We start from the raw sequence: 20,920 nt of genomic DNA, 5'->3' as shown, positions 1-20,920 counted from the left end.
ATGATCAAGGCGTGACCGATGTGATCAACCCGGCGACCGGGGCGAGCTTCACGACCGTACCCGCGCTGGATCTGACCGCGACCGACGCGGCGATCGAGCGATCGCAGCAGGCGTTCGCGACATGGCGCCGGGTGGCGCCCGGAGACCGGGCCCGGCTGCTGCGCCGGTTCGCGACGGTGGTGGACGAGCACCTGGAGGAGCTGGCGCAGCTCGAGGTACGCAATGCCGGTCACACCATCGGGAACGCGCGCTGGGAGGCGGGCAACGTCCGGGACGTCCTGAACTACTACGCGGGCGCCCCGGAACGGTTGTCCGGCCGGCAGATCCCGGTGGCCGGCGGCGTCGACGTGACGTTCCACGAGCCGCTCGGCGTGGTCGGGATCATCGTGCCGTGGAACTTCCCGATGCCGATCGCGGGCTGGGGTTTCGCGCCCGCCCTGGCGGCCGGCAACACGGTGGTGCTCAAGCCCGCCGAGCTGACCCCGCTCACCGCGATCCGGCTGGGTGAGCTGGCGCTCACGGCGGGCCTGCCGGAGGGCGTCTTCCAGGTGCTGCCCGGCAAGGGCAGCGTGGTGGGACAGCGGTTCGTCACCCACCCGGCGGTGCGCAAGGTCTGCTTCACCGGCTCCACCGCAGTCGGTAAGGCGATCATGGCGGGCTGCGCCGACCAGGTGAAACGGGTGACACTGGAGCTCGGCGGCAAGAGCGCCGGCATCGTCTTCGCGGACGCCGATCTGGAGGCTGCCGCGGCCGCCGCGCCGGGCGCGGTCTTCGACAACGCCGGGCAGGACTGCTGCGCACGGTCCCGCCTGCTGATCGAGCAGTCGGTGTACGACAAGTTCCTGGCCCTGCTGGAGCCGGCCGTGCGGGCGTTCCGGGTGCTCGATCCGGCGCTGCCCGAGGCCGAGATGGGCCCGCTGATCTCCGCCGGACAGCGGGACGTCGTCTCGTCGTACGTCCAAGGCGCCGACATCGCGTTCCGCGGCACCGCGCCGGAGGGTGCCGGGTGGTGGTTCCCGCCGACCGTGCTGCTCGCCGCCTCGCCGCGGGAGAGGCACTGGCGGGAGGAGATTTTCGGCCCGGTCGTCTCGGTGCTGCCGTTCCGCGACGAAGAGGACGCGATCCGGCTCGCCAACGACACCGAGTACGGGCTCTCCGGTTCGATCTGGACGCGTGACCTGGGCCGGGCGCTGCGGGTCTCGCGGGCGGTGGAGACCGGCGCGCTCAGCGTCAACAGCAACTCCTCGGTGCGGTACTGGACGCCGTTCGGTGGCATGAAGCAGTCCGGTCTCGGCCGTGAGCTGGGCCCGGACGCGCTGCTGTCGTTCACCGACGTGAAGAACGTGTTCCTCGCTTCTGATTAGGAGTTCTCGTGCAGCGTTTGCAGGACCGGATCGCCGTGATCACCGGCGCCGGCAGTGGGATCGGACTGGCGACAGCGCGCCGTTTCGCGGCCGAGGGGGCCCGTGTGGTCTGCGTCGACATCTCGGAGGAATCCGGCAAGTCGATCGCGGACGAGGTCGGCGGCGAGTTCGTGGAGTGCGACGTCGCGGACGAGGAGCAGGTCAAGGCCCTGTTCGACGGCGTGGCTGAGCGGCACGGCCGGGTCGACATCGCCTTCAACAACGCCGGCATCTCCCCGCCCGACGACGACTCCATCCTGGTCACCGGCCTGGACGCCTGGGAGCGGGTCCTCAAGGTCAACACGACGAGCGTCTTCTTCTGCTGCAAGTACGCGATCCCGCACATGCAGCGGCAGGGCAAGGGCTCGATCATCAACACCGCGTCGTTCGTCGCGCTGCTCGGCGCGGCCACCTCGCAGATCGCCTACACCGCCAGCAAGGGCGGCGTGCTCGCGATGACGCGGGAGCTGGGCGTCCAGTTCGCCCGGGAGGGCATCCGGATCAACGCGCTCTGCCCCGGCCCGGTCGCCACCCCGCTGCTGATGGACCTGTTCGCCAAGGACCCGGAGCGGGCCGCCCGCCGGCTGGTGCACGTGCCGATGGGCCGGTTCGCCGAGCCGGCGGAGATCGCCGCCGCGGTGGCGTTCCTGGCGAGCGACGACGCGTCGTTCATGACCGCGTCACAGTTCGTCGTGGACGGTGGGATCACCGGGGCGTACGTGACGCCGTTGTGACGTTTGGGCACCGGCTACCGTGGGAAGGGACTTCTCTACAAGGTGTAGGGGTCGAATCCTCGCCCGCCCGGGTCGGTCCCCGTGTAGGTGAGACAGAGGGGCCCGTGACGCGGCGCCGGTTCTCCGGCGCCGCGCGCCTGTGAGTAAACGGTGGTGCAATGCGTCCGATCATCGGCATAACGACCTATGTCCTGCCCGCGACCTGGGGCGTCTGGCACGACCTTCCCTCCGCGCTGGTGCCGCACGACTACGTCGAAGCGGTCCGGCTGGCCGGTGGCCGGGCCGTGCTGCTGCCCCCGGACGACCTGGACGCCGATGTGCTGGACCGGCTGGACGGGCTGCTGCTCTCCGGCGGGCCGGACCTGGAGCCGTCGCTGTACGGCCAGGACCCCGGGCCGCACACCGTCATCCATCCGGAGCGTGACACCGCCGAACTGGTGCTGCTGCGCGCGGCGCTGGAACGGGACCTGCCGATCCTCGGCGTGTGCCGGGGCATGCAGCTGCTGGCCGTCGCGGCCGGCGGCTCGCTGCACCAGCACCTGCCGGACGTGCTGGGCCATGAGAAACACCGGCCCGCGCCGGGCGTCTACGGCTCTCAGCCGGCGGACTTCACCCCGGGCAGCCGCATCGCCGGCCTGATGGGCGAGGACGTCACCATCAACTGCTTCCACCATCAGGGCATCGCCGACCCCGGCGCGCTGACGGTCACCGGCCGGGCCGCGGACGGCCTGCCCGAGGCGGTGGAGGCCCCCGATCGACGGTTCGTGCTCGGCGTCCAGTGGCACCCGGAGGTGGGCCGCGACCGGCGGCTCTTCGGGGCGCTGGTCACGGCCGCGGAAAGGAACCCATGCGCAGACCACTGATCGGCCTCACCTCGTACGCCGAACACGTGACGTACGGCCGTAACGACGTGATGGCCGGAGTGCTCCCGATGACCTATGTGAAGGCGGTGCACGCCACCGGTGGCCGCGCCGTGCTGATCACCCCGGACGATCCGGGCGCCGACGTGCTGGAGTCGCTCGACGGCATCGTCTTCTCCGGTGGCGGTGACATCGACCCCTCGCACTGGGGCGCCGAGCGGCACCCGGAGACCGAGGCGGACAAGACCCGGGACACCGCCGAACTGCTGCTCATGCGCGCCGCCCTCGACGCCGACCTGCCGGTGCTCGGCGTCTGCCGGGGCATGCAGGTGATGGCCGTGGCCACCGGCGGCTCGCTGCACCAGCACCTGCCCGACGTGATCGGCAGCGAACGCCACCGCGCCGCCCCGGGCACCGACCCGCTCGCCGCCGACGCCTCCGACTACGGCCGGCACGACGTGCTCGTGGACGAGACGAGCCGCGCCCACCGCTGGTTCGGGCGGTCGCTGACGGTCAACTCGTTCCACCACCAGGCGGTCGCCGATCCGGGCGCGTTCACCCCGGTCGGATGGTGCCCGGAGGACCAGGTCGTGGAGATCATGGAGCACGCCGGGAAGACCTTCGCGCTGGGCGTGCAGTGGCACCCCGAGCGGACCTCGGACCTGCGCTGTTTCACGGCGTTGATCGAGGCGGCCGCCGGCGTTCGCTCGGCGGCTGCGGCATAACTGTCGATCTTCAGCGCTGCGATCGGGCGGGCGCGCGTTTTCCGGTGTTACGGTGCCACCGGGCCGGGTGATCCGACCGGCCGGCGAAGATCCGTGGGAGGCGAGGATGGGTGCCCTGCCGAGCCGGCTGCGCATCGCCTTCGACCGTGGCGGCGAGACAGGCGCGCGGATGTCCGCACTGGACTGGTCCGCCACCCCGCTCGGCGAGCCGGCGACCTGGCCGGCCGAACTCGTCGACGCCGTCGTCACGATGCTCGCCTCCCGGGCGGGGATCGCCGTCTTCTGGGGGCCGGAGTACACGACCCTCTACAACGACGCGTGCATCGCGATGCTCGGCGACAAGCACCCCGGACATCTGGGCCGGCCCGGCAGCGAGGTATGGCCCGAGACGTGGCACGTCCTGCGGGGCCTCTTCGACGGGGTGATCGAGAACGACCGGGCGTACCGCTCGACCGATCACCTCTTCCTGCTGGAGCGGCACGGATTCCTCGAGGAGACCTACTTCGACGTCTCGTACGACCCGATCCGGGACAGCGAGGGCCGGACCCGCGGGCTGCTGGGCATCATCTCCGACACCACCGGCCGGGTGCTGGGGGAACGCCGGCTGCGCACGCTCGGCGCCCTCGGCCGCCGGCTGCCCGGCGCGCCGGGCCAGGACGCGCTGGTCGCCGAGGTGGCCGCGGTGCTCGGCGAGAACCCGGCCGACCTGCCGTACGCGGAGCTGGTCCTGAACGAGCCGAACCACCCGGTGCTGCGCGAGGTGATCGACAGTGGACGCCCCGGCGGGGTGGCGTTGCGCGAGCTGACCGCCGACCCGGCTCCCTCCGCCGCCGACGAGGCGCTGGTGCTGCCGGTGGGCGTGGGCGCCGAGACGGTGGGCGCGCTGGTCGTCGGCGTGAGCCGGTACCTCGACCTGGCCGGCGACTACCGGGACTTCCTCGACCTGGCCGCGACCCAGATCTCCCGGGCGGTGGCGGGCACCCGGGCGTACGAGCACGAGCGGGAGCGGGCCGCCGGACTGGCCGCCCTGGACCGCGCCAAGACCACCTTCTTCTCCAACGTCAGCCACGAGTTCCGGACGCCGCTGACCTTGATCCTCGGCCCACTGGAGGACCTGCTCGCCGGCCAGGCCGTGCCGGGCACCGTGCGGGACCGGCTCGGGCTGGTGCACCGCAACGGCCTGCGCCTGCTCAAACTGGTCAACACCGTGCTGGACTTCTCCCGGCTGGAGTCCGGGCGGATGCGCGCGGTCTACCGCCCCACCGACCTGGCCGGGCACACCGCCTGGCTGGCCGGCACCTTCCGGCCCGCCGCGGAGCGCGCCGGACTGGAGCTGACCGTGGACGCGCCCGGGCTGCCCGAGCCGGTGCACATCGACCACGAGCTCTGGGAGAAGGTCGTCTTCAACCTGCTCTCCAACGCGATCAAGTTCACCCCGGAGGGCGGCGTCACAGTGCTGGTGCACGCCGACGGCGAGCACGCCGTCCTGGCCGTCCGCGACACCGGCGTCGGCATCCCCGAGGCCGAGCAGGCCCTGCTGTTCGACCGCTTCCACCGGGTGACCGGGGGCTGGGCACGCAGCCACGAGGGGACCGGGATCGGGCTGGCGCTGGTGCACGAGATCGCCGAGCTGCACGGCGGATCGGTCGAGGTGGAGAGCCGGCCGGGACACGGCAGCGAATTCACGGTGCGGATCCCGTTCGGCGCCGGCCATCTGCCGCCGGACCGGATCAGCGAGGACCCGGCGGCCGACCCGGCGGAGTCCCGGCTCTGGGTCGACGAGGTCACCTGGTGGGCCGGCGACGGCCCGGACCTGGCCGAGCCGGTCCGGGAGCGGGCCGGCGGCCGGATCCTGCTTGCCGACGACAACGCCGACCTGCGCGAGCACGTCTCCCGGCTGCTCGGCCCGCACTGGGACGTGGTCGTCGCGGTGGACGGCGAGGCGGCGCTCCAGCTGGCCCGGGAACACCCGTTCGACCTCGTGCTGACCGACGTGATGATGCCCCGGCTGGACGGGTTCGGCCTGGTCGCCGCGCTGCGTGCCGACGAGCGGACCCGGGACGTGCCGATCGTGGTGCTCTCCGCCCGGGCCGGCGAGGAGTCCGCGGTGGAGGGGCTGGCCGCGGGCGCCGACGACTACCTGATCAAGCCGTTCTCCACCCGCGAGCTGATCGCCCGGGTCCGGGCCAACCTGGAGCTCGGCAAGAGCCGCCGGGAGACCGTGGACCGGCTGCGCCGCCTGGTGGACGCCGCGGTGGCCCTCAACACCGTGCCCACCACGGCCGAGGTGCTCGACGTCGCGGCGCGGCACGTGCAGGCGATGACCTCGGCCGGCCGGGTGGTGCTGACCGCGCCGGACGCCCGCGCCGAACGGGACGGCGGCGCCGCCGGGTCCGTCCCGCCCGACCTGACCCTGCCGCTGCCGGACACCGCCGGGCCGCCCCTGGGCGAGCTGCGGGTCTGGTCCGGCGCCGAGGGACCGGCCGAGCCGGCGGTGCTCACCCAGCTGGCCCGGCTCGTCGGGCTGCGGCTGGCGAACGCGCGCCTCTACGAGTCCGAGCACCGGATCGCCAGCACCCTGCAGCACAGCCTGCTGCCGCAGACGCTGCCCCGGGTCCCGGGCGCCATCGTTGCCGGCCGGTACGTGCCGGGCAGCAGCGAGGCGCGGGTCGGTGGCGATTGGTACGACGTGATCGCCGCACCGGACGGTGAGCTGTTCCTGGTCATCGGCGACGTGGTCGGCAAGGGCGTCCAGGCGGCGGCCGGCATGGGGCAGCTGCGCAACGCTCTCCGGGCGTACGTCCTGGAGGGCTTCGACTGCGGCGGGGCTCTGTCCCGGCTGAACCGGCTGGTGGACACGCTCGGCCGGCGGCAGTTCGCAACCGTGCTCTGCGTCGCGTTCGACCCGCGCACCCGCCGGTTGCGCTACTCGTCGGCCGGCCACCCGTCGCCGGTCGTGATCGCGCCCGGCAAGGCGGGCTCGTTCCTCTACGGCTCGGCGCTGGGCCCGCCGATCGGCGCGCTGGGCCAGGTGACCTATCCCACCCGGGAGACCGAGCTGGACGCGGGCACCCGGTTGCTCCTCTACACCGACGGCCTGATCGAGGACCGCCGGCACGGCATCGACGACGGCCTGGCCGAGCTGACCGTCGACGCCGCCGAGCCCACCGGGCACATCGAGGACCTGCTCGACGGCCTGCTCGCCAAGGCCACCCGGCAGACCCGCCAGGACGACATCGCGCTGATCGCGTTCGAGGTGACCGAGCCCCGGGAGTTCGTGCTTCGCCTGCCGGCCGAGGCCGGGGTCCTGACCGTGCTGCGCCGGCGGCTGGAGGACTTCCTGGCCGCGCACGGCGTCACCGAGGCGGACGCCTTCGACCTGGTGGTGGCGGTCTCCGAGGCCGCGGCGAACGCCATCGAGCACCCGCTGGAGCCGGCCGAGCCGGCCATCACCGTCGAGGCGTCGGTGGCGGACGACGCGGTGGTGGTGACGGTCCGCGACACCGGCAGCTGGCGGCCGGCCACCGACCCGGGTTTCCGGGGGCGCGGGCTGGCACTGATCGGGGCACTCACCGAACTCTCGGTGCACCGCTCACCGGAGGGCACCGCGGTGACCCTCAGGCGACCCCGTACCTAGGACTTCAACCAGGGCTGTTCGCCCAGCCCCGAGATGTCCAGCACCCGCCGCACCCGGTCGGACGGGATGACCGCGAGGCTGTCCGGGTATCGCTCGGCCAGCCGGACCAGCGTGTGGATCGCGGCCGAATCGAAGAACGTCACCGCGCGCAGGTCCAGTGTGGCGGCGGTCGCCCGGTCCGGCGTGGCGGCACGGAAGACGGCCTCGGCGGTGGCCATGTCGACCTCGCCCGTCACGGTCACCGTGACCCGATCACCGGTCACCTCTCCGATCGCCGAAAAGTTCGGGTCCTGGCCCTCTTGATCCACGAAGACACGATTCCACAGCGGTCCGCCGGGCGGCAAGGACAGCCCGTCCGCTGCGGGCCGGGCACGCCGCGGGCCGGATATTCTGTGCAGATGACCGTACGTGCCCCACTCGTTCCGGGAAAGCAGTCGCGTGCGCGATCAGTCCCGGCGCAGATCGTCCGCCCCGAGTACGTGGGCAAGAAACGCCCGCGCGAATGGCGCGGCTCGCACGTGCAGACCCCCGAGACGATCGAGAAGATGCGGGTTGCGGGGCGGATCGCCGCGCAGGCCACCCAGCTGGCGGGCGAGCACTGCAAGCCCGGCGTCACCACCGACGAGATCGACCGGGTGGTCCACGAGTTCATCCTCGACCACGGGGCGTACCCGTCGACCCTCGGCTACAAGGGCTTCCCCAAGTCCTGCTGCACCTCGCTCAACGAGGTGATCTGCCACGGCATCCCGGACTCCACGGTGCTGGAGGACGGCGACATCATCAACGTCGACGTCACGGCGTACCTCGACGGTGTGCACGGCGACACCGACGCGACGTTCCTGGTCGGCGACGTCAGCGAGGAGGCCCGCCTGCTGGTCGAGCGGACCCACGAGGCGATGATGCGGGGCATCCGCGCGGTCGCCCCGGGCCGTCCGATCAACGCGATCGGCCGGGTCATCGAGGCGTACGCGCGGCGGTTCGGGTACGGCGTGGTCCGGGACTTCACCGGTCACGGGATCGGCGAGACCTTCCACTCCGGGCTGTACGTGCCGCACTACGACAACCCGCGGCTGGACACGGTGATGGAGACCGGGATGACCTTCACCATCGAGCCGATGATCACACTGGGCACCCATGAGTACGAGGTCTGGAAGGACGGCTGGACGGTCGTCACCCGGGACCGCAGGTGGACCGCCCAGTTCGAGCACACCCTCGTGGTCACCGACGACGGTTACGAGATCCTGACGCTGCCGTGAGGGACTGGATCAGTCGAACAGCGCGCCCAGGGCGCCGTCCACCGGCCGGCCCCGGGCCGCCAGTTCCTCGGCCTGATAGCGCAGGATCGCCCCCAGCTCCTGCATGTCGGCCGCGGCCACCCCGGTGTGCTTGACGGCGTCCGCCTTGCTGCGGAAATACGTCCGGGTCAGCAGGCCGGTGACCATCGCCGCGTGCAGCCGCGCCTCGGCCATCAGGAGCATGGCGGAGTCGGTGTCGTACCACTGCGCCAGCCGGACCGCCCGCACGTGCGACCCGTTGGCGATCGCCCAGTTGTGGCGGGCCAGCTGGGTGAACTCGGCCGGGCGCGCCTCGGCGACCAGGGTCAGGTGCGCCTCCCGCTGGTCGGCGAACCAGCCTTTCGGATCGTGCAGCGGGAAGTTGTTGATGAAGCCGTCGGCCAGCAGCGGCCAGCGCGGGGTCAGCACGCGGGACAGCCCCATGGCCTCCTCGGCGCACATCACCTGCAGCTCCACCGGCACCCCGTCGACCTGGCGCATGGTGGGCTTGGGACCGGTCTTCGGCCGATAGGTGACGACGACCAGATTGACGTCGCTGCTGTCGGTGTCGTCGCCGTGCGCGACCGAACCGTGCACGCCGATGGCCTGCACCTCGGCGGGCCAGCGATGCTGGATGACGTCGCGCAGGCGGAACGCGAGCGCCCCGCGGGGGGTGCCGCTGTCGATCCCGTCGATCACTTCCTCATTCTCGGCCATAGCCGGCCGTGGGGAAGGCCCGATCCGGACCTTTCACGCGCGTGGCGCGACCCGGAGGACGCCCCACGCGTCACGCGATCAGCCGGTCACCCCGCGCGGCCCGGGAAAGCCAGGGTCAGCGGAGCGACTCCCGCGATCCGCCGCCATCGGGTGGCGCGAACCGCGGAATCGGTCAGAGCGGACAACGCGTCGGCGCGTTGCGTGCCCTCGGTGACCGGAAGCACCACCCGCCAGGCCTGGGCCACACCGTCCTCGACGTGGATCGCCAACCTCAGCGCGCTCGGCCGGTCGATCACCTCGAACGGGAGCTGGTAGCCCGCCGGCGCCGGCGGGGCGCTGGCCCCCTGCTCGTCCAGCAGGTCGACCAGGTCGTCCCGGCGGTTGCGGTGCGCCTGCTCGGCGGTGCGGGCCCGGTCCTGCTCGTCGGCGTCGAGATGCACGCCGATCAACCCGTACGCATAGATGGCCGCCTCCTCGGCGGCGAGCGCGCCGGTCAGCTCGGTGCTCATCGCAGCGCCTCCGCGTGGGTCGCCCGGCAGGCGGCGATCGACCCGACCAGCGCCACCCGCTCCTTCGGCGCCGTCCGGCAGGCCGCGACCGCGTTCTTCTGCGCCGCCTGCTCGGCCTTGCGCAGCTCGGCAGTGGGGTCGCCGTCGGTGGCCGAGGCCGAGGCCGAGGGTGCCGCCACCCCGGACGGCGGTGTCGTGCCGATCACCCGGGCCAGCTCGGTGGCGTGCGCCCGGTGGTCCTCGGCGAGCGGGGCCAGCCGGGTGGCCAGGTCCGGCCGGGCGGCGACGGCCCGGTCGTACGCCCCGGCCAGGGCGATCGCCTCGTCCAGCAACGGCTGCAGCGGGTCCGGCGGCGGCGTGGGCTCCGGCTCGTCGTCGAAGAGCCCGCATCCGCCGAGTCCCGCGACGATCGGCAACACGCCGGCCGTGGCCAGCACTCTGCGGCGTGTCTGTCCCCCTGTCATCACCACGGGGCCAGTCAACACCATCCGATCGGTGCGGCGGTGCTCCGGTCGGCCGGGCCGCGCGTTACGCTCGGGGTCAGCCGCGGGGCGGGTTCAGCCCGGCGGCATATAGTCGTTCCGAAACCATCCAGTCGTTGCAAACCTATCCAGTTGTTGCCACACACCTAGTCGTTGCCCGCGCAAGCCGTGGAAGCGGCGCCAGAGCTGACGAGAGGTCGAGCCCGATGACGCAGCGTGGTCGCGCCGGGGCCCGGCCCGGCGGCCGTCCCGGTGACCGCCGCACCCGCCCGGAGGCGGAGAGCCGCACTCCCGCCGCACCACGGATCGACTTGACGGCCGTCCGGGCCAGGATCCGTGCCGTGGTCGAGCCGGTGGTCGAGAAGGCGGGTTACGACCTGGAGGACCTCGCGGTCTCCCGGGCCGGTCGCCGGCACGTGGTGCGGGTCCTGGTCGACACCGACGGCGGCGTCGGCCTGGACGATGTGGCGATCATCTCCCGGGAGATCTCGGCGGCGCTGGACAATGCCGAGGAGAGTGGCGGCGAGCTGCTCGTCGGGGAATACCAGCTCGAGGTCGGCTCGCCCGGCGTCGACCGGCCGCTGACCGAGCCGCGGCACTGGCGCCGCAACACCGGGCGCCTGGTCGCGGTCAACGGCGTGGTCGGCCGTGTGACGTCGGTGAGCGACAGCGGCGTCGTGCTCGACGTGGACGGCGCGACCCGGGAGCTGGGCTTCGCCGAGCTCGGGCCGGGCAAGGTGCAGATCGAGTTCAAGCGCCTGGACGACGCCGACTTCGGCGAAGACGAAGACGTGGACGACGTGGACGACGACGAAGACATTGACGACGAAGGGGAGGGCGAGGAGTGAACATCGACCTCGCGGCGCTGCGCGCCCTGGAGCGCGAGCGGGAAATCCCGTTCGAGACCATTCTGGCGGCCATCGAGACCGCACTGCTGACGGCGTACCGGCACACCGAGGGCGCGGAGAGCCACGCCCGGGTGGAGATCGACCGCAAGAGCGGGGTGGCCTCCGTGCTGGCCCAGGAGCTCGACCCGGACGGCAGCGTGGTGCGGGAGTGGGACGACACCCCGCACGACTTCGGCCGGATCGCGGCGATGACCGCCAAGCAGGTGATCCTGCAGCGCCTCCGGGAGGCCACCGACGAGCAGCACTTCGGTGAGTACGCGGGGCGCGACGGCGACCTGATCACCGGTGTGGTGCAGGCCGACGCGGCGCGTGCCGAGAAGGGCATCGTCATCGTCGACCTGGGCAAGCTCGAGGCGGTCCTGCCGCAGTCCGAGCAGGTCCCGGGCGAGACCTACGAGCACGGGTCCCGGATCCGCTGCATCGTGGTGCACGTGGCCAAGGGCTTCCGCGGCCCGCAGATCACCCTGTCCCGCTCGCATCCGGCGCTGGTGAAGAAGCTCTTCGCGCTGGAGGTGCCGGAGATCGCCGACGGGACCGTGGAGATCGCCGCGATCGCCCGTGAGTCAGGTCACCGCACGAAGATCGCCGTCCGCTCCACGGTGCCCGGCGTGAACGCGAAGGGCGCCTGCATCGGCCCGATGGGCCAGCGGGTGCGCGCGGTGATGAGCGAGCTGCACGGCGAAAAGATCGACATCATCGACTGGTCGGAGGATCCGGCGCAGTTCGTCGGCAACGCGCTCTCCCCGGCCAAGGCGCTGCGGGTCGAGGTGGTGGACGCCGCCACCCGGACGGCCCGGGTCACCGTGCCGGATTTCCAGCTCTCGCTGGCGATCGGCCGGGAGGGGCAGAACGCCCGGCTGGCGGCCCGGCTCACCGGCTGGCGCATCGACATCCGCCCGGACAACGAGCCGGCCGGCGTCTCGGACCGTGATGCGGCCGAGGCGGGGAACTGACCGGATAAGCGCCCGGCGCGATCGAGGGGTAGACTTGTCGACGGTCGGCCCGACGCGAACCTGTGTCGGCTGCCGCAACCGCGCGCCGGCCGCTTCATTGCTGCGGTTCGTCGCGGCCGGATCCGGGGGAGACCTCCGGCTTCTGCCCGATCCGGGCCGTCGACTGCCGGGCCGGGGAGCACATCTGCATCCCGATCCGGCTTGCTTGGCGCAGGCAGAGAGACGTCGTGCCTTCGGGCGTGCGTTACGTCTCACTGGTGTTGCTGACACTGGCCTGCTCGCCGAGCACATTCGTACGGTCTCCGTGCCGTGCGGACCCACCGATGACGAGGCGTCCACGCTTCGTCACGACCCAGCAAGGTAGGACGACTCAGATGAGCACACGATGAAGTCCCTGAAATGACAAGGCTTCTAGTGCACGAGTGAGGTCTGTGCGGGTGCGCTCGCACGACCTCGAAGTGAGGAGTGCAGTGCCAGGCAAGGCCCGCGTTCACGAGCTCGCCAAAGAGCTCGGGGTCGACAGCAAGACCGTGCTCGCCAAGTTGAAAGAAATGGGCGAGTTCGTCAAATCCGCATCGAGCACCGTCGAGGCCCCCGTGGCCCGGCGGCTCCGAGGCGCCCTCGAGCAGGGTGGAGCCGCTCCGTCGGCCCCCTCGGCTCCGGCGCCCGGTGCTCCCGCCGCTTCCGGTGGATCGAGCACCGCCACGCCTCCGCGTCCGGGACCCCCGATGGGGCGGCCTCAGCCGCCGCGCCGCCCGGGCCCGCCGCAGGCCGGTCCCAGCAACGTTCCTACTTCCCCTGCTGCTCCGTCGCCCGGCCCGTTCGTCCGGCCGAAGCCGTCGGTTCCCGGTCGCCCGGGCCCGACGCCCGGCCCGGTCGCGAAACCGGCCAGCGCGCACGACATCGAGGTGGCCGCCGCCGAGGCGCGCGCCTCGGCGCTGAAGGCTGAGCAGGAGGCTGCCGTCAAGGCGGCACGCGACGCGCAGGCCGCCCGTTCCCGGGATGCCGAGCGCCGCCCGCAGGGTCCCGCCGACGGCGGCGCCCCGCGTGGGCCGCGCCCCGGTCCCGGCAGCGTCCCGCCGCGTCCGGGCTCCCCGGCCGCAGGTCGCAACACGCCTCCGGCTGCGCCCGGCGGTCCCCGTCCCGGTCCGGCCGGCGGCGCTCCGCGCCCGCCCGCCCGTGGTCCGGGCAACAACCCGTTCGGTGTCTCCGGTGGTGGGGCCCCGCGGCCCTCGCCGGCCGGCATGCCCCGGCCCAACCAGGCCGGCATGCCCCCGCGGCCGAGCCCTGCCTCGATGCCCCCGCGGCCCAGCCCGGCGTCCATGCCGGCGCAGCGCCCGGGTCGTCCCGGTGGCGGTCCCGGCGCCGGTGGCGCCGGTCGTCCCGGCGGTCCCGGTGGCGCAGGTCGCGGCGGTCCCGGTGGTGGCGGCGGTGGCGGTGGCTACCGTGGCGGTCCCGGTGGTGGCGGTGGCGCCGGTGGCGGCTTCCGTCCCGGTGGTGGCGGCGGTGGCGGTGGCTACCGTGGCGGTCCCGGTGGTGGCGGTGGCGCCGGCGGCGGCTTCCGTCCCGGTGGCGGCGCCGGCGGTCCGGTCGGTGCCGGTGCTCCCGGTCGTCCGGGCGGTCCCGGTGGCCGTGGCCGTGGCGGCGGTGCGGCGGGTGCCTTCGGGCGTCCCGGCGGCCGGCCGACCCGTGGCCGGAAGTCGAAGAAGCAGCGGCGTCAGGAGTTCGACAACCTGTCGGCGCCGCAGATGAGCTCGGGCGCGCCCCGCGGTAACGGCCAGGAGATCCGGCTGTCCCGTGGCGCGTCGCTCTCCGACTTCGCCGACAAGATCAACGCCAACCCCGGCTCGCTCGTCCAGGAGATGTTCAACCTGGGTGAGATGGTGACCGCCACGCAGTCGGTGTCCGACGACACCCTGCTGCTGCTCGGCGAGCACCTGGGCTTCACCGTGATGATCGTCAGCCCCGAGGACGAGGACCGTGAGCTGCTCGCGCGGTTCGACATCGACCTCGACGCCGACGTGGCCGAGGAGCGGCTCGTCACCCGTCCGCCGGTGGTGACCGTCATGGGTCACGTCGACCACGGTAAGACGAAGCTGCTCGACGCGATCCGCAAGACCAACGTGGTCGCCGACGAGGCGGGTGGCATCACCCAGCACATCGGCGCCTACCAGGTCGTCGTCCCGCACCAGGGCGAGGATCGGGCGATCACCTTCATCGACACCCCGGGTCACGAGGCGTTCACCGCCATGCGTGCCCGTGGCGCCAAGGTCACCGACATCGTGATCCTGGTGGTCGCGGCCGACGACGGCGTGATGCCGCAGACGGTCGAGGCGCTCAACCACGCCAAGGCCGCCGAGGTGCCGATCGTGGTCGCTGTGAACAAGGTCGACAAGCCGGACGCCAACCCGGACAAGGTCCGGCAGCAGCTGACGGACTACGGCCTGCTCGCCGAGGAGTACGGCGGCGACACCATGTTCGTGAACGTGGCCGCCAAGCCCGGCATCGGCATCGACGACCTGCTCGAGGCCGTCCTGCTGACCGCTGACGCGGCGCTCGAGCTGACTGCCCCGATCGACGGCCCCGCCCAGGGTGTCGCGGTCGAGGCGCACCTGGACAAGGGTCGCGGTGCCGTGGCCACCGTCCTGGTGCAGAAGGGCACGCTGCGGGCCGGTGACTCGATCGTGGCGGGTGGCGCGCACGGTCGCGTCCGGGCCATGCTCGACGAGAACGGCACCCAGGTCGCCGAGGCGGGTCCGGCCCGTCCGGTCCTGGTGCTCGGTCTGACCTCGGTGCCGAGCGCGGGCGACACGTTCCTCGCGGCCGAGGACGACCGCACCGTGCGGCAGATCGCCGAGCAGCGGCAGGCACGCCGTCGCGCGGCGACCTTCGCCAACTCGCGTCGTCCGAAGTCTCTCGACGAGATGATGCGGGACATCAAGGAGGGCGAGAAGGCTTCGCTCACCCTGGTCATCAAGGGCGACGGCTCCGGTTCGGTCGAGGCCCTCGAAGAGGCGCTGTTCAAGATCGAGATTCCGGACGAGATCCAGCTCAAGGTCATCCACCGCGGCGTCGGTGCGATCACCGAGAGCGACGTCAACCTGGCGTCGGCCTCGTCGGAGCAGACCGCGACGATCATCGGCTTCAATGTCCGGGCCTCGAACAAGGTCAAGGAGATGGCCGACCGCGCCGGCGTGGAGATCCGCTACTACAGCGTGATCTACCAGGCCATCGAGGAGATCGAGGCGGCTCTGAAGGGCCTGCTCAAGCCGGAGTACGAGGAGGTCGAGCTGGGCACCGCGGAGATCCGCGAGGTCTTCCGCTCGTCCAAGATCGGTCTCATCGCCGGTTGTATCGTCCGGTCGGGTCTCATCCGCCGCAACGCCAAGGCGCGGATCCTGCGCGACGGCGTCGTGGTGGGCGAGAACGTCACGATCAACTCGCTGCGGCGGTTCAAGGACGACGCCACCGAGGTCCGCGAGGGCTTCGAGTGTGGTGTGACCTTCAGCGGTTACGGCTCGCCGCAGGTGGGCGACGTGATCGAGACCTTCGAGATGCGCGAGAAGCCGCGGGCGTAAGCCTCGGCTGATCAGAGTGCGGCCCCGGCGCCTGGCGCCGGGGCCGCCTTCGTTCTTTGGTGAGTACGCACGACGCGGAGTCCCGGGGCCACACCGCGACCACCTGCCGGGCCGGGCCCGGCGGCGCGGCCCCCGGGCGGAGCTGCCGGGCCGGGCTGCAAGGATGACGGCATGTCCCGGTATGCCATGCTGCTCGCTCCGTCCGCCAACCGCGTCTACGCCGATCAGGCGTCCCGGATGTCCGTCGCGGAGCTGGCCGCCTTCGGCCCGGTGCTCTCCGCGGAGCTCGCGGACATCGACACCACCGTGATCGGCGGCGTGGAGTACGTCACGTTCGACGGCTCCCTCCAGGAGCGTGACATCGCCTACCTCGCCAACCTCTCCTCGGCGTACGCGCTGTTCGAACGGGTCGGCGAGGACCTGCTGCGCCCGCTCGTGCTGAGCCCGCTGGCCCGCTACGACAGCGACCTGATCACCATCCCGAAGTACGCCGGCAAGACGAACGAGCAGTTCACCAAGCTGGTGCTCAACCTGACGCTGCTCGCCTCCGCCTCGGCCGGCCGGATGCTGGACGGGCGGCTGACTGTCCTGGACCCGCTCTGCGGCCGCGGCACCACGCTCAACCAGGCCCTGATGTACGGCTACGACGCGATCGGCGTGGAGATCGACGGCAAGGACGTCGAGGCGTACAAGCTGTTCCTCCAGACCTGGCTGAAGCGCAAGCGGCTCAAGCACACCGCCGACCTGGTCCCGGTGCGCCGGCAGGGCCGCCGGGCCGCCCGCCGCCTGGAGGTGACGATGGCCGCCAGCAAGGACGACCACAAGGCCGGCGCGGTGCAGAAGCTGACCGTGCTCCAGGCCGACACCACCCAGCTGGACGGCCTGATCCGGGGCGGCGTCGCCGACGTGCTGGTGGCCGACCTGCCGTACGGCGTGGCGCACGGCAGCTACGACGACGACGGCGGCATCTCGCGCCGCCCGCTGGACCTGCTGGAGCGGGCCGTGCCGCAGTGGCTGCCGCTGCTGCGTCCCGGCGGCGCGATCGGGCTCTCCTGGAACACCAAGGTCGCCAAGCGGGAGCTGGCCGAGGACGTCCTGCTGGCCAACGGGCTCACGCTGGTCGAGCACCTCCCCCTGGAGCACCGGGTCGACCAGGGCATCGAACGCGACGTGGTGGTCGCCCGCAAATGACACCACCCGGCGTGTGAACTTCGGGTGCGATCCGAACCGGAAATTCACACGCGGGGGTTCTGAGCCGGGCGTACCCTGCTCGCTGATGTATACCGAGACCGCAGTTTTCGACCTGCTCCTGCCCGGTGACTCCCGCTCGCTGAAGCAGAAGCGCTCCTATCTCCGGCCGATCATCGCGATGCTGAAGAAGTTCGAGGTGAGCGCCGCCGAGGTGGGTTTCCACGACCTGCACGGCCGGGCCCAGATCGGGGTGGCGGTGGTGGCGCCGGACCCGGCGCAGGCCCGTGCCGTCATCGACACCTGCGAGCACCAGGTGGCCGGCCGTCCCGAGATCGAGTTGCTCTCGGTCCGGCGGCGCCTCTACGGCGACGACGACTGAGTCCGCCCGCGGAGATGGGGTGCCGCCCCCGGCCGTGGCCCGCCGGGGCGGAAAACCGATGTCATACCGGTAATTCGAGCTGGGTAGGCTTCAGCCGTTGGGGCGGGGGCGGTGCTGACCCGCGGAATGACAGTCGGAGGTGGGCGAGATGTCGGATCCGGCCAAGACACGGCGACACGCGGAGCGCGTCCGTGAACTGGTGGCTTCGCTGGTGCGGGAGATCAAGGACCCGCGACTCGGCATGGTGACGATCACGGACGCCCGGATCACCGGCGATCTGCGCGAGGCGACGGTCTTCTACACAGTCCTCGGCGACGTGACCGAGCAGGCGTCGACCGCGGCGGCCCTGGAGAGCGCGAAGGGGATGCTGCGCAGCCGCGTCGGCCACGCGCTCGGCCTGCGGCACTCGCCGAGCCTGGCGTTCGTGCTGGACAACGTGCTGGACAACGTCAAGGAGATCGACGACCTGCTGGCCCAGGCGCGGCACCGGGACGAGGAGGTCCAGCGGCTGGCCGCCGGCAAGAAGTACGCCGGCGACCCGGACCCGTACAAGAGCGACGAGGACGAGGACGAGGACAATCCGGAACGGGTGGGCGCTGCCGAGGACCAGGGTTGACCCTGTCCGAGCCCTCGGCCGAGCAGTGGGCCGCCGCGGTCGCGGCGGTCCGCGCGCTCGGCGACGACGACGAGATCCAGTTGATCTGCCACGTGAACCCGGACGGGGACGCGCTCGGCAGCATGCTGGGCTTCGGCCTGGGGCTGCGGCGGCTCGGCTTCCGGCGGATCCGGGCCACGTTCCCGGGCGACTTCCGCGTCCCCGGGCCGTACGCGACGCTGCCCGGCTCGGACCTGCTGGTCCCGGAGTCGGAGGCCTTCGCGGAGCCTGCGCTGGTGCTGGTCTTCGACGTGGCGAGCGAGTCGCGGCTCGGCGGGCTGGCCGGCCTGTTCGCCGCGGCGCCGGCCGGCGTGGTGCTCGACCACCACGCGTCGAACACCGGCTTCGGCGGGGTGCAGCTGGTCGACCCCCGGGCGGCGGCCACCTCGGTGGTGGCCGAGCAGTTGCTGACCCGGCTCGGCGTCGAGTTGGACGCCGAGATCGCCGAGTGCCTCTATGTGGCGTTGGCGACCGACACCGGCTCGTTCAAGTTCGACCTGACCACTGTCGCGGTGCACGAGCTGGCAGCCCGCCTGATCGCCACCGGCCTGCGCCCGGGGGAGATCTCCCGGCGCATCTTCGACAGCCGCCCGTTCGGGGCGATGAAGCTGGCCGGCGAGGTGATGGGCCGGGCGGTGCTGGAGCCGGACGCGGCCGGCGGCCGCGGCATGGTCTGGACCTATGCGACGCTGGCCGACCTGGAGCGGCACGCGCAGCCGCCGTACGTGCTGGACGCTCTCATCGACCCGGTCCGCTCGGTGGCCGAGGCGGACGTGTCGGTGCTGGTCAAGCAGGTTGCCGCGGGCGAGTGGTCGGTGTCGCTGCGGAGCAAGGGCGCTGTCGACGTGAGCGGCGTCGCGGTCTCCCAGGGTGGCGGCGGTCACCGGCTGGCGGCGGGCTTCACCGGTCACGGCGACGCCCAGGATGTGGTGGCCGTGGTTCGTCGCCTTCTTGACGAACACCTGAACTAGGCAACGTTTCAGCACTTGAATGGGGGTCACCCGACAGGGTGGCTCCCATTTTTGTCGTCCCGGATCGCGGGATCCGCCGGATGGGCGGGCGTAGTGAACGTTAGTTTGGGGGCTGAACGGTGATTTGGTTTCGCGCGGCTGACACCACCGCCTTCCGCGAGACCTCGAGCCACCCGGGTCCACCGCCCCGGGCCGCGTCACGTCCGCCAGCGATCCGGCGATCCCGGATCGGGCTCCTGTGACGCCCTGCTCGACCGATTCCGGGCGCCCCGTGCCGCGGTGCGCCCCACCCCACCGTGGAGGATCCACTCATGGCTGCCAAGCCGAAGCCCCAGCCGTCCGACGACTCCGCCGAGCAGGCGCGCCGCGCCCTGCAGACCTCGCTGGACACCCGGCAGTAAATGTAAGTGACGGGGTCGCATTGCGGCCCTTACTGCGAGGCGGGCATCATGGGTCACCATGAGCCCGCCTGCAGACTCGCCGGCTGAGCCGCGCCACACCGCCTCCGCCCGCCGGATCGCCGCCCTGGCACTGCCGGCGCTGGTGGTCCTGGCCGCCGAGCCGCTCTACGTGCTCGTCGACACCGCTGTCGTCGGGCACCTCGGGCCGGTCGAGCTCGCCGCGATCGCGGTCGGCGGCACGATCATGTCGATGGCCGCCTGGTTCGGCACGCTGATGGCGTACGGCACCACCGGCCGCGCCGCCCGCCGTTTCGGCGCCGGGGACCGGTCCGCGGCCGTCGCCGAGGGCGTCCAGGCCTCCTGGCTGGCGCTCGGCCTCGGCCTGCTGCTCGCCCTGGCCGGCCTGGTCGGCGCCGAACCGCTCGCCCGGGTCCTGGCCGGCAACCCGGAGACCGCCGAGGCCGCCGCGGGCTGGCTCCGGATCGCCGCTTTCGGCGCGCCCGGCCTGCTGCTCGCCGCAGCCGGCAACGGCTGGATGCGCGGCGTCCAGGAGACCCGGCGCCCGCTCACCATCGTGCTCGGCGCGAACGTGCTGTCCGCCGTGCTCTGCCCGATCCTGGTCTATCCGTTCGGGCTGGGCCTGACCGGCTCCGCGATCGCCAACGTCACCGCGCAGAGCGTCGGCGGCGGCCTGTTCCTGCTGGCCCTGATTCGCGAGACCCGCAGCCTGCGCCCGATCCCGGCGATCATCGTCGGCCAGATCGTGCTCGGCCGGGACCTGCTCATCCGCGGCGCCGCCTTCCAGGCCTGCTTCCTCTCCGCCACCGCCGTCGCCTCCCGCTTCGGCATCGCCGCCGTGGGCGCCCACCAGATCGCCCTGCAACTCTGGTTCTTCGCGGCCCTGGCCCTCGACGCCGTGGCCATCGCCGCGCAGTCCCTGGTCGGCGCCGCCCTGGGCGCCGGTGACGCGGACGAGGCCCGCGACGTGGCCCGCCGGGTGACGCTCGCCGGCGGCGTCGCCGCGACCGCGTTCGCCGCCCTGGCCGCGGCCGGGGCCTCGGTGGTGCCCGGACTGTTCACCTCGGATCAGGCGGTGCTGGACCAGGCCGCGATCGTGTGGCCGTGGTTCGTGACGCTGCTGCCGTTCGCCGGCATCGTCTACGCCCTGGACGGGGTGCTGATCGGCGCGGGGGACGTGGCTTTCCTGCGCACGGTCACGGTGCTTGCCGCGCTGTGCGGGTTCCTGCCGGCGATCTGGCTCGCGTACGCCTTCGACCTCGGACTGGCCGGGGTGTGGGCGGGTCTCGGACTGTTCACGTTCGCCCGCTTCGCGGCGCTGGTGTGGCGGTGGCGCTCGCCTCGGTGGGTGGTCGTCGGCGCGACCCGCTGAGAAACCGGTCGTGGGGTGCGGGCGGGGCGGTTGCGGTGACGTGGGCCGGGTGCGCTCTCGCCCTCGGGCGGGCGGTGCGCGCCGTGTCACGGCACCGCAGCCGGGTGACCACCGAGCTCCGCCCGGCGGAGGCGGCAAAGGCCGGAGTGGGCA

Annotated in this window: 19 protein-coding genes; 15 read left to right on the top strand and 4 right to left on the bottom strand. The window is 72.3% G+C overall.

The annotated features are described in order from the left end of the window. The first annotated feature begins 11 nt into the window (after positions 1-11). From AC0NH5_RS02045 to AC0NH5_RS02025, 5 genes are all read left to right on the top strand, one after another. Positions 12-1,364, top strand: coding sequence for an aldehyde dehydrogenase family protein (locus AC0NH5_RS02045; RefSeq protein WP_474399184.1), 1,353 nt, complete (start codon positions 12-14; stop codon positions 1,362-1,364). A gap of 8 nt (positions 1,365-1,372) precedes the next feature. Beyond that, a complete protein-coding gene (locus AC0NH5_RS02040) occupies positions 1,373-2,137 on the top strand; it encodes a 3-oxoacyl-ACP reductase (RefSeq protein ID WP_474399181.1) in 765 nt (254 codons plus the stop codon). 158 nt (positions 2,138-2,295) lie between these two features. Next, the gene (locus AC0NH5_RS02035) at positions 2,296-3,000 is read left to right on the top strand and encodes a gamma-glutamyl-gamma-aminobutyrate hydrolase family protein (protein ID WP_474399178.1); all 705 of its coding nucleotides are present in this window, start codon (positions 2,296-2,298) and stop codon (positions 2,998-3,000) included. After that, complete coding sequence (locus AC0NH5_RS02030; protein ID WP_474399175.1) at positions 2,985-3,722, top strand: gamma-glutamyl-gamma-aminobutyrate hydrolase family protein; 738 nt, start codon at positions 2,985-2,987, stop codon at positions 3,720-3,722. The genes AC0NH5_RS02035 and AC0NH5_RS02030 overlap by 16 nt, the downstream gene beginning before the upstream one ends. Positions 3,723-3,828: 106 nt before the next feature. After that, positions 3,829-7,359 carry a SpoIIE family protein phosphatase gene (locus tag AC0NH5_RS02025; protein ID WP_474399173.1) on the top strand — a complete coding sequence of 1,177 codons (3,531 nt, stop codon included), beginning with the start codon at positions 3,829-3,831 and terminating at the stop codon, positions 7,357-7,359. On the opposite strand, the gene AC0NH5_RS02020 is transcribed toward AC0NH5_RS02025, so the two are convergent. Continuing rightward, a complete protein-coding gene (locus AC0NH5_RS02020; protein ID WP_474399170.1) occupies positions 7,356-7,667 on the bottom strand; it encodes an STAS domain-containing protein in 312 nt (103 codons plus the stop codon). The genes AC0NH5_RS02025 and AC0NH5_RS02020 overlap by 4 nt on opposite strands. 90 nt (positions 7,668-7,757) lie before the next feature. Here AC0NH5_RS02020 and map point away from each other — a divergent pair, with 90 nt between their 5' ends. Next, on the top strand, positions 7,758-8,615 hold the full coding sequence (map, locus tag AC0NH5_RS02015) for a type I methionyl aminopeptidase (protein ID WP_474399169.1): 858 nt from the start codon (positions 7,758-7,760) through the stop codon (positions 8,613-8,615). A gap of 9 nt (positions 8,616-8,624) precedes the next feature. On the opposite strand, the gene AC0NH5_RS02010 is transcribed toward map, so the two are convergent. The 3 genes from AC0NH5_RS02010 to AC0NH5_RS02000 form a co-directional block, all read right to left on the bottom strand. After that, the gene (locus tag AC0NH5_RS02010; RefSeq protein WP_474399166.1) at positions 8,625-9,332 is read right to left on the bottom strand and encodes a nucleotidyltransferase domain-containing protein; all 708 of its coding nucleotides are present in this window, start codon (positions 9,330-9,332) and stop codon (positions 8,625-8,627) included. A gap of 104 nt (positions 9,333-9,436) precedes the next feature. Next, positions 9,437-9,859, bottom strand: coding sequence for a ferritin-like domain-containing protein (locus AC0NH5_RS02005; protein WP_474399164.1), 423 nt, complete (start codon positions 9,857-9,859; stop codon positions 9,437-9,439). Further along, positions 9,856-10,323, bottom strand: a complete 468-nt coding sequence (locus AC0NH5_RS02000; protein ID WP_474400321.1) for a hypothetical protein — start codon at positions 10,321-10,323, stop codon at positions 9,856-9,858. Before AC0NH5_RS02000 ends, AC0NH5_RS02005 begins: the two co-directional genes overlap by 4 nt. Positions 10,324-10,547: 224 nt before the next feature. Here AC0NH5_RS02000 and rimP point away from each other — a divergent pair, with 224 nt between their 5' ends. The 9 genes from rimP (at position 10,548) to AC0NH5_RS01955 (ending at position 20,767) form a co-directional block, all read left to right on the top strand. After that, positions 10,548-11,189 (top strand): ribosome maturation factor RimP, encoded by a 642-nt coding sequence (gene rimP, locus AC0NH5_RS01995; protein ID WP_474399163.1) that lies wholly within the window; start codon positions 10,548-10,550, stop codon positions 11,187-11,189. Further along, positions 11,186-12,202: a transcription termination factor NusA gene (gene nusA / locus AC0NH5_RS01990; protein WP_474399160.1), complete on the top strand. Its 1,017-nt coding sequence runs from the start codon at positions 11,186-11,188 to the stop codon at positions 12,200-12,202. Before rimP ends, nusA begins: the two co-directional genes overlap by 4 nt. Then, positions 12,180-12,566: a YlxR family protein gene (locus tag AC0NH5_RS01985; protein WP_474400319.1), complete on the top strand. Its 387-nt coding sequence runs from the start codon at positions 12,180-12,182 to the stop codon at positions 12,564-12,566. Before nusA ends, AC0NH5_RS01985 begins: the two co-directional genes overlap by 23 nt. A 106-nt stretch (positions 12,567-12,672) precedes the next feature. Beyond that, complete coding sequence (gene infB, locus AC0NH5_RS01980) at positions 12,673-15,780, top strand: translation initiation factor IF-2 (protein ID WP_474399157.1); 3,108 nt, start codon at positions 12,673-12,675, stop codon at positions 15,778-15,780. A gap of 171 nt (positions 15,781-15,951) precedes the next feature. Then, positions 15,952-16,971, top strand: a complete 1,020-nt coding sequence (locus tag AC0NH5_RS01975; RefSeq protein WP_474399154.1) for a TRM11 family SAM-dependent methyltransferase — start codon at positions 15,952-15,954, stop codon at positions 16,969-16,971. A gap of 85 nt (positions 16,972-17,056) precedes the next feature. After that, positions 17,057-17,350 (top strand): DUF503 domain-containing protein, encoded by a 294-nt coding sequence (locus tag AC0NH5_RS01970; protein ID WP_474399152.1) that lies wholly within the window; start codon positions 17,057-17,059, stop codon positions 17,348-17,350. Positions 17,351-17,498: 148 nt separating this feature from the next. Beyond that, positions 17,499-17,966 carry a 30S ribosome-binding factor RbfA gene (gene rbfA, locus AC0NH5_RS01965; RefSeq protein ID WP_474399151.1) on the top strand — a complete coding sequence of 156 codons (468 nt, stop codon included), beginning with the start codon at positions 17,499-17,501 and terminating at the stop codon, positions 17,964-17,966. Continuing rightward, positions 17,963-18,976, top strand: coding sequence for a DHH family phosphoesterase (locus AC0NH5_RS01960; RefSeq protein WP_474399148.1), 1,014 nt, complete (start codon positions 17,963-17,965; stop codon positions 18,974-18,976). Before rbfA ends, AC0NH5_RS01960 begins: the two co-directional genes overlap by 4 nt. Positions 18,977-19,435: 459 nt before the next feature. After that, a complete protein-coding gene (locus tag AC0NH5_RS01955; RefSeq protein WP_474399146.1) occupies positions 19,436-20,767 on the top strand; it encodes an MATE family efflux transporter in 1,332 nt (443 codons plus the stop codon). Positions 20,768-20,920 lie beyond the last annotated feature (153 nt).

It is taken from the genome of Actinoplanes sp. 13, from assembly GCF_056134165.1.
The sequence above is the reverse complement of the archived record's forward strand: the minus strand, read 5'-3'. Positions and strand labels throughout refer to the sequence as shown.

What these genes read in the sequence shown, in the direction of transcription:
- AC0NH5_RS02035 (WP_474399178.1), top strand. Translation starts at nt 2,296, where the DNA reads ATGCGTCCGATCATCGGCATAACGACCTATGTCCTGCCCGCGACCTGG.
- AC0NH5_RS02030 (WP_474399175.1), top strand. Translation starts at nt 2,985, where the DNA reads ATGCGCAGACCACTGATCGGCCTCACCTCGTACGCCGAACACGTGACG.
- AC0NH5_RS02025 (WP_474399173.1), top strand. Translation starts at nt 3,829, where the DNA reads ATGGGTGCCCTGCCGAGCCGGCTGCGCATCGCCTTCGACCGTGGCGGC.
- map (WP_474399169.1), top strand. Translation starts at nt 7,758, where the DNA reads ATGACCGTACGTGCCCCACTCGTTCCGGGAAAGCAGTCGCGTGCGCGA.
- AC0NH5_RS02005 (WP_474399164.1), bottom strand. Translation starts at nt 9,859, where the DNA reads ATGAGCACCGAGCTGACCGGCGCGCTCGCCGCCGAGGAGGCGGCCATC.
- AC0NH5_RS02000 (WP_474400321.1), bottom strand. Translation starts at nt 10,323, where the DNA reads ATGACAGGGGGACAGACACGCCGCAGAGTGCTGGCCACGGCCGGCGTG.
- rimP (WP_474399163.1), top strand. Translation starts at nt 10,548, where the DNA reads ATGACGCAGCGTGGTCGCGCCGGGGCCCGGCCCGGCGGCCGTCCCGGT.
- AC0NH5_RS01985 (WP_474400319.1), top strand. Translation starts at nt 12,180, where the DNA reads ATGCGGCCGAGGCGGGGAACTGACCGGATAAGCGCCCGGCGCGATCGA.
- AC0NH5_RS01975 (WP_474399154.1), top strand. Translation starts at nt 15,952, where the DNA reads ATGTCCCGGTATGCCATGCTGCTCGCTCCGTCCGCCAACCGCGTCTAC.
- AC0NH5_RS01970 (WP_474399152.1), top strand. Translation starts at nt 17,057, where the DNA reads ATGTATACCGAGACCGCAGTTTTCGACCTGCTCCTGCCCGGTGACTCC.
- rbfA (WP_474399151.1), top strand. Translation starts at nt 17,499, where the DNA reads ATGTCGGATCCGGCCAAGACACGGCGACACGCGGAGCGCGTCCGTGAA.
- AC0NH5_RS01955 (WP_474399146.1), top strand. Translation starts at nt 19,436, where the DNA reads ATGAGCCCGCCTGCAGACTCGCCGGCTGAGCCGCGCCACACCGCCTCC.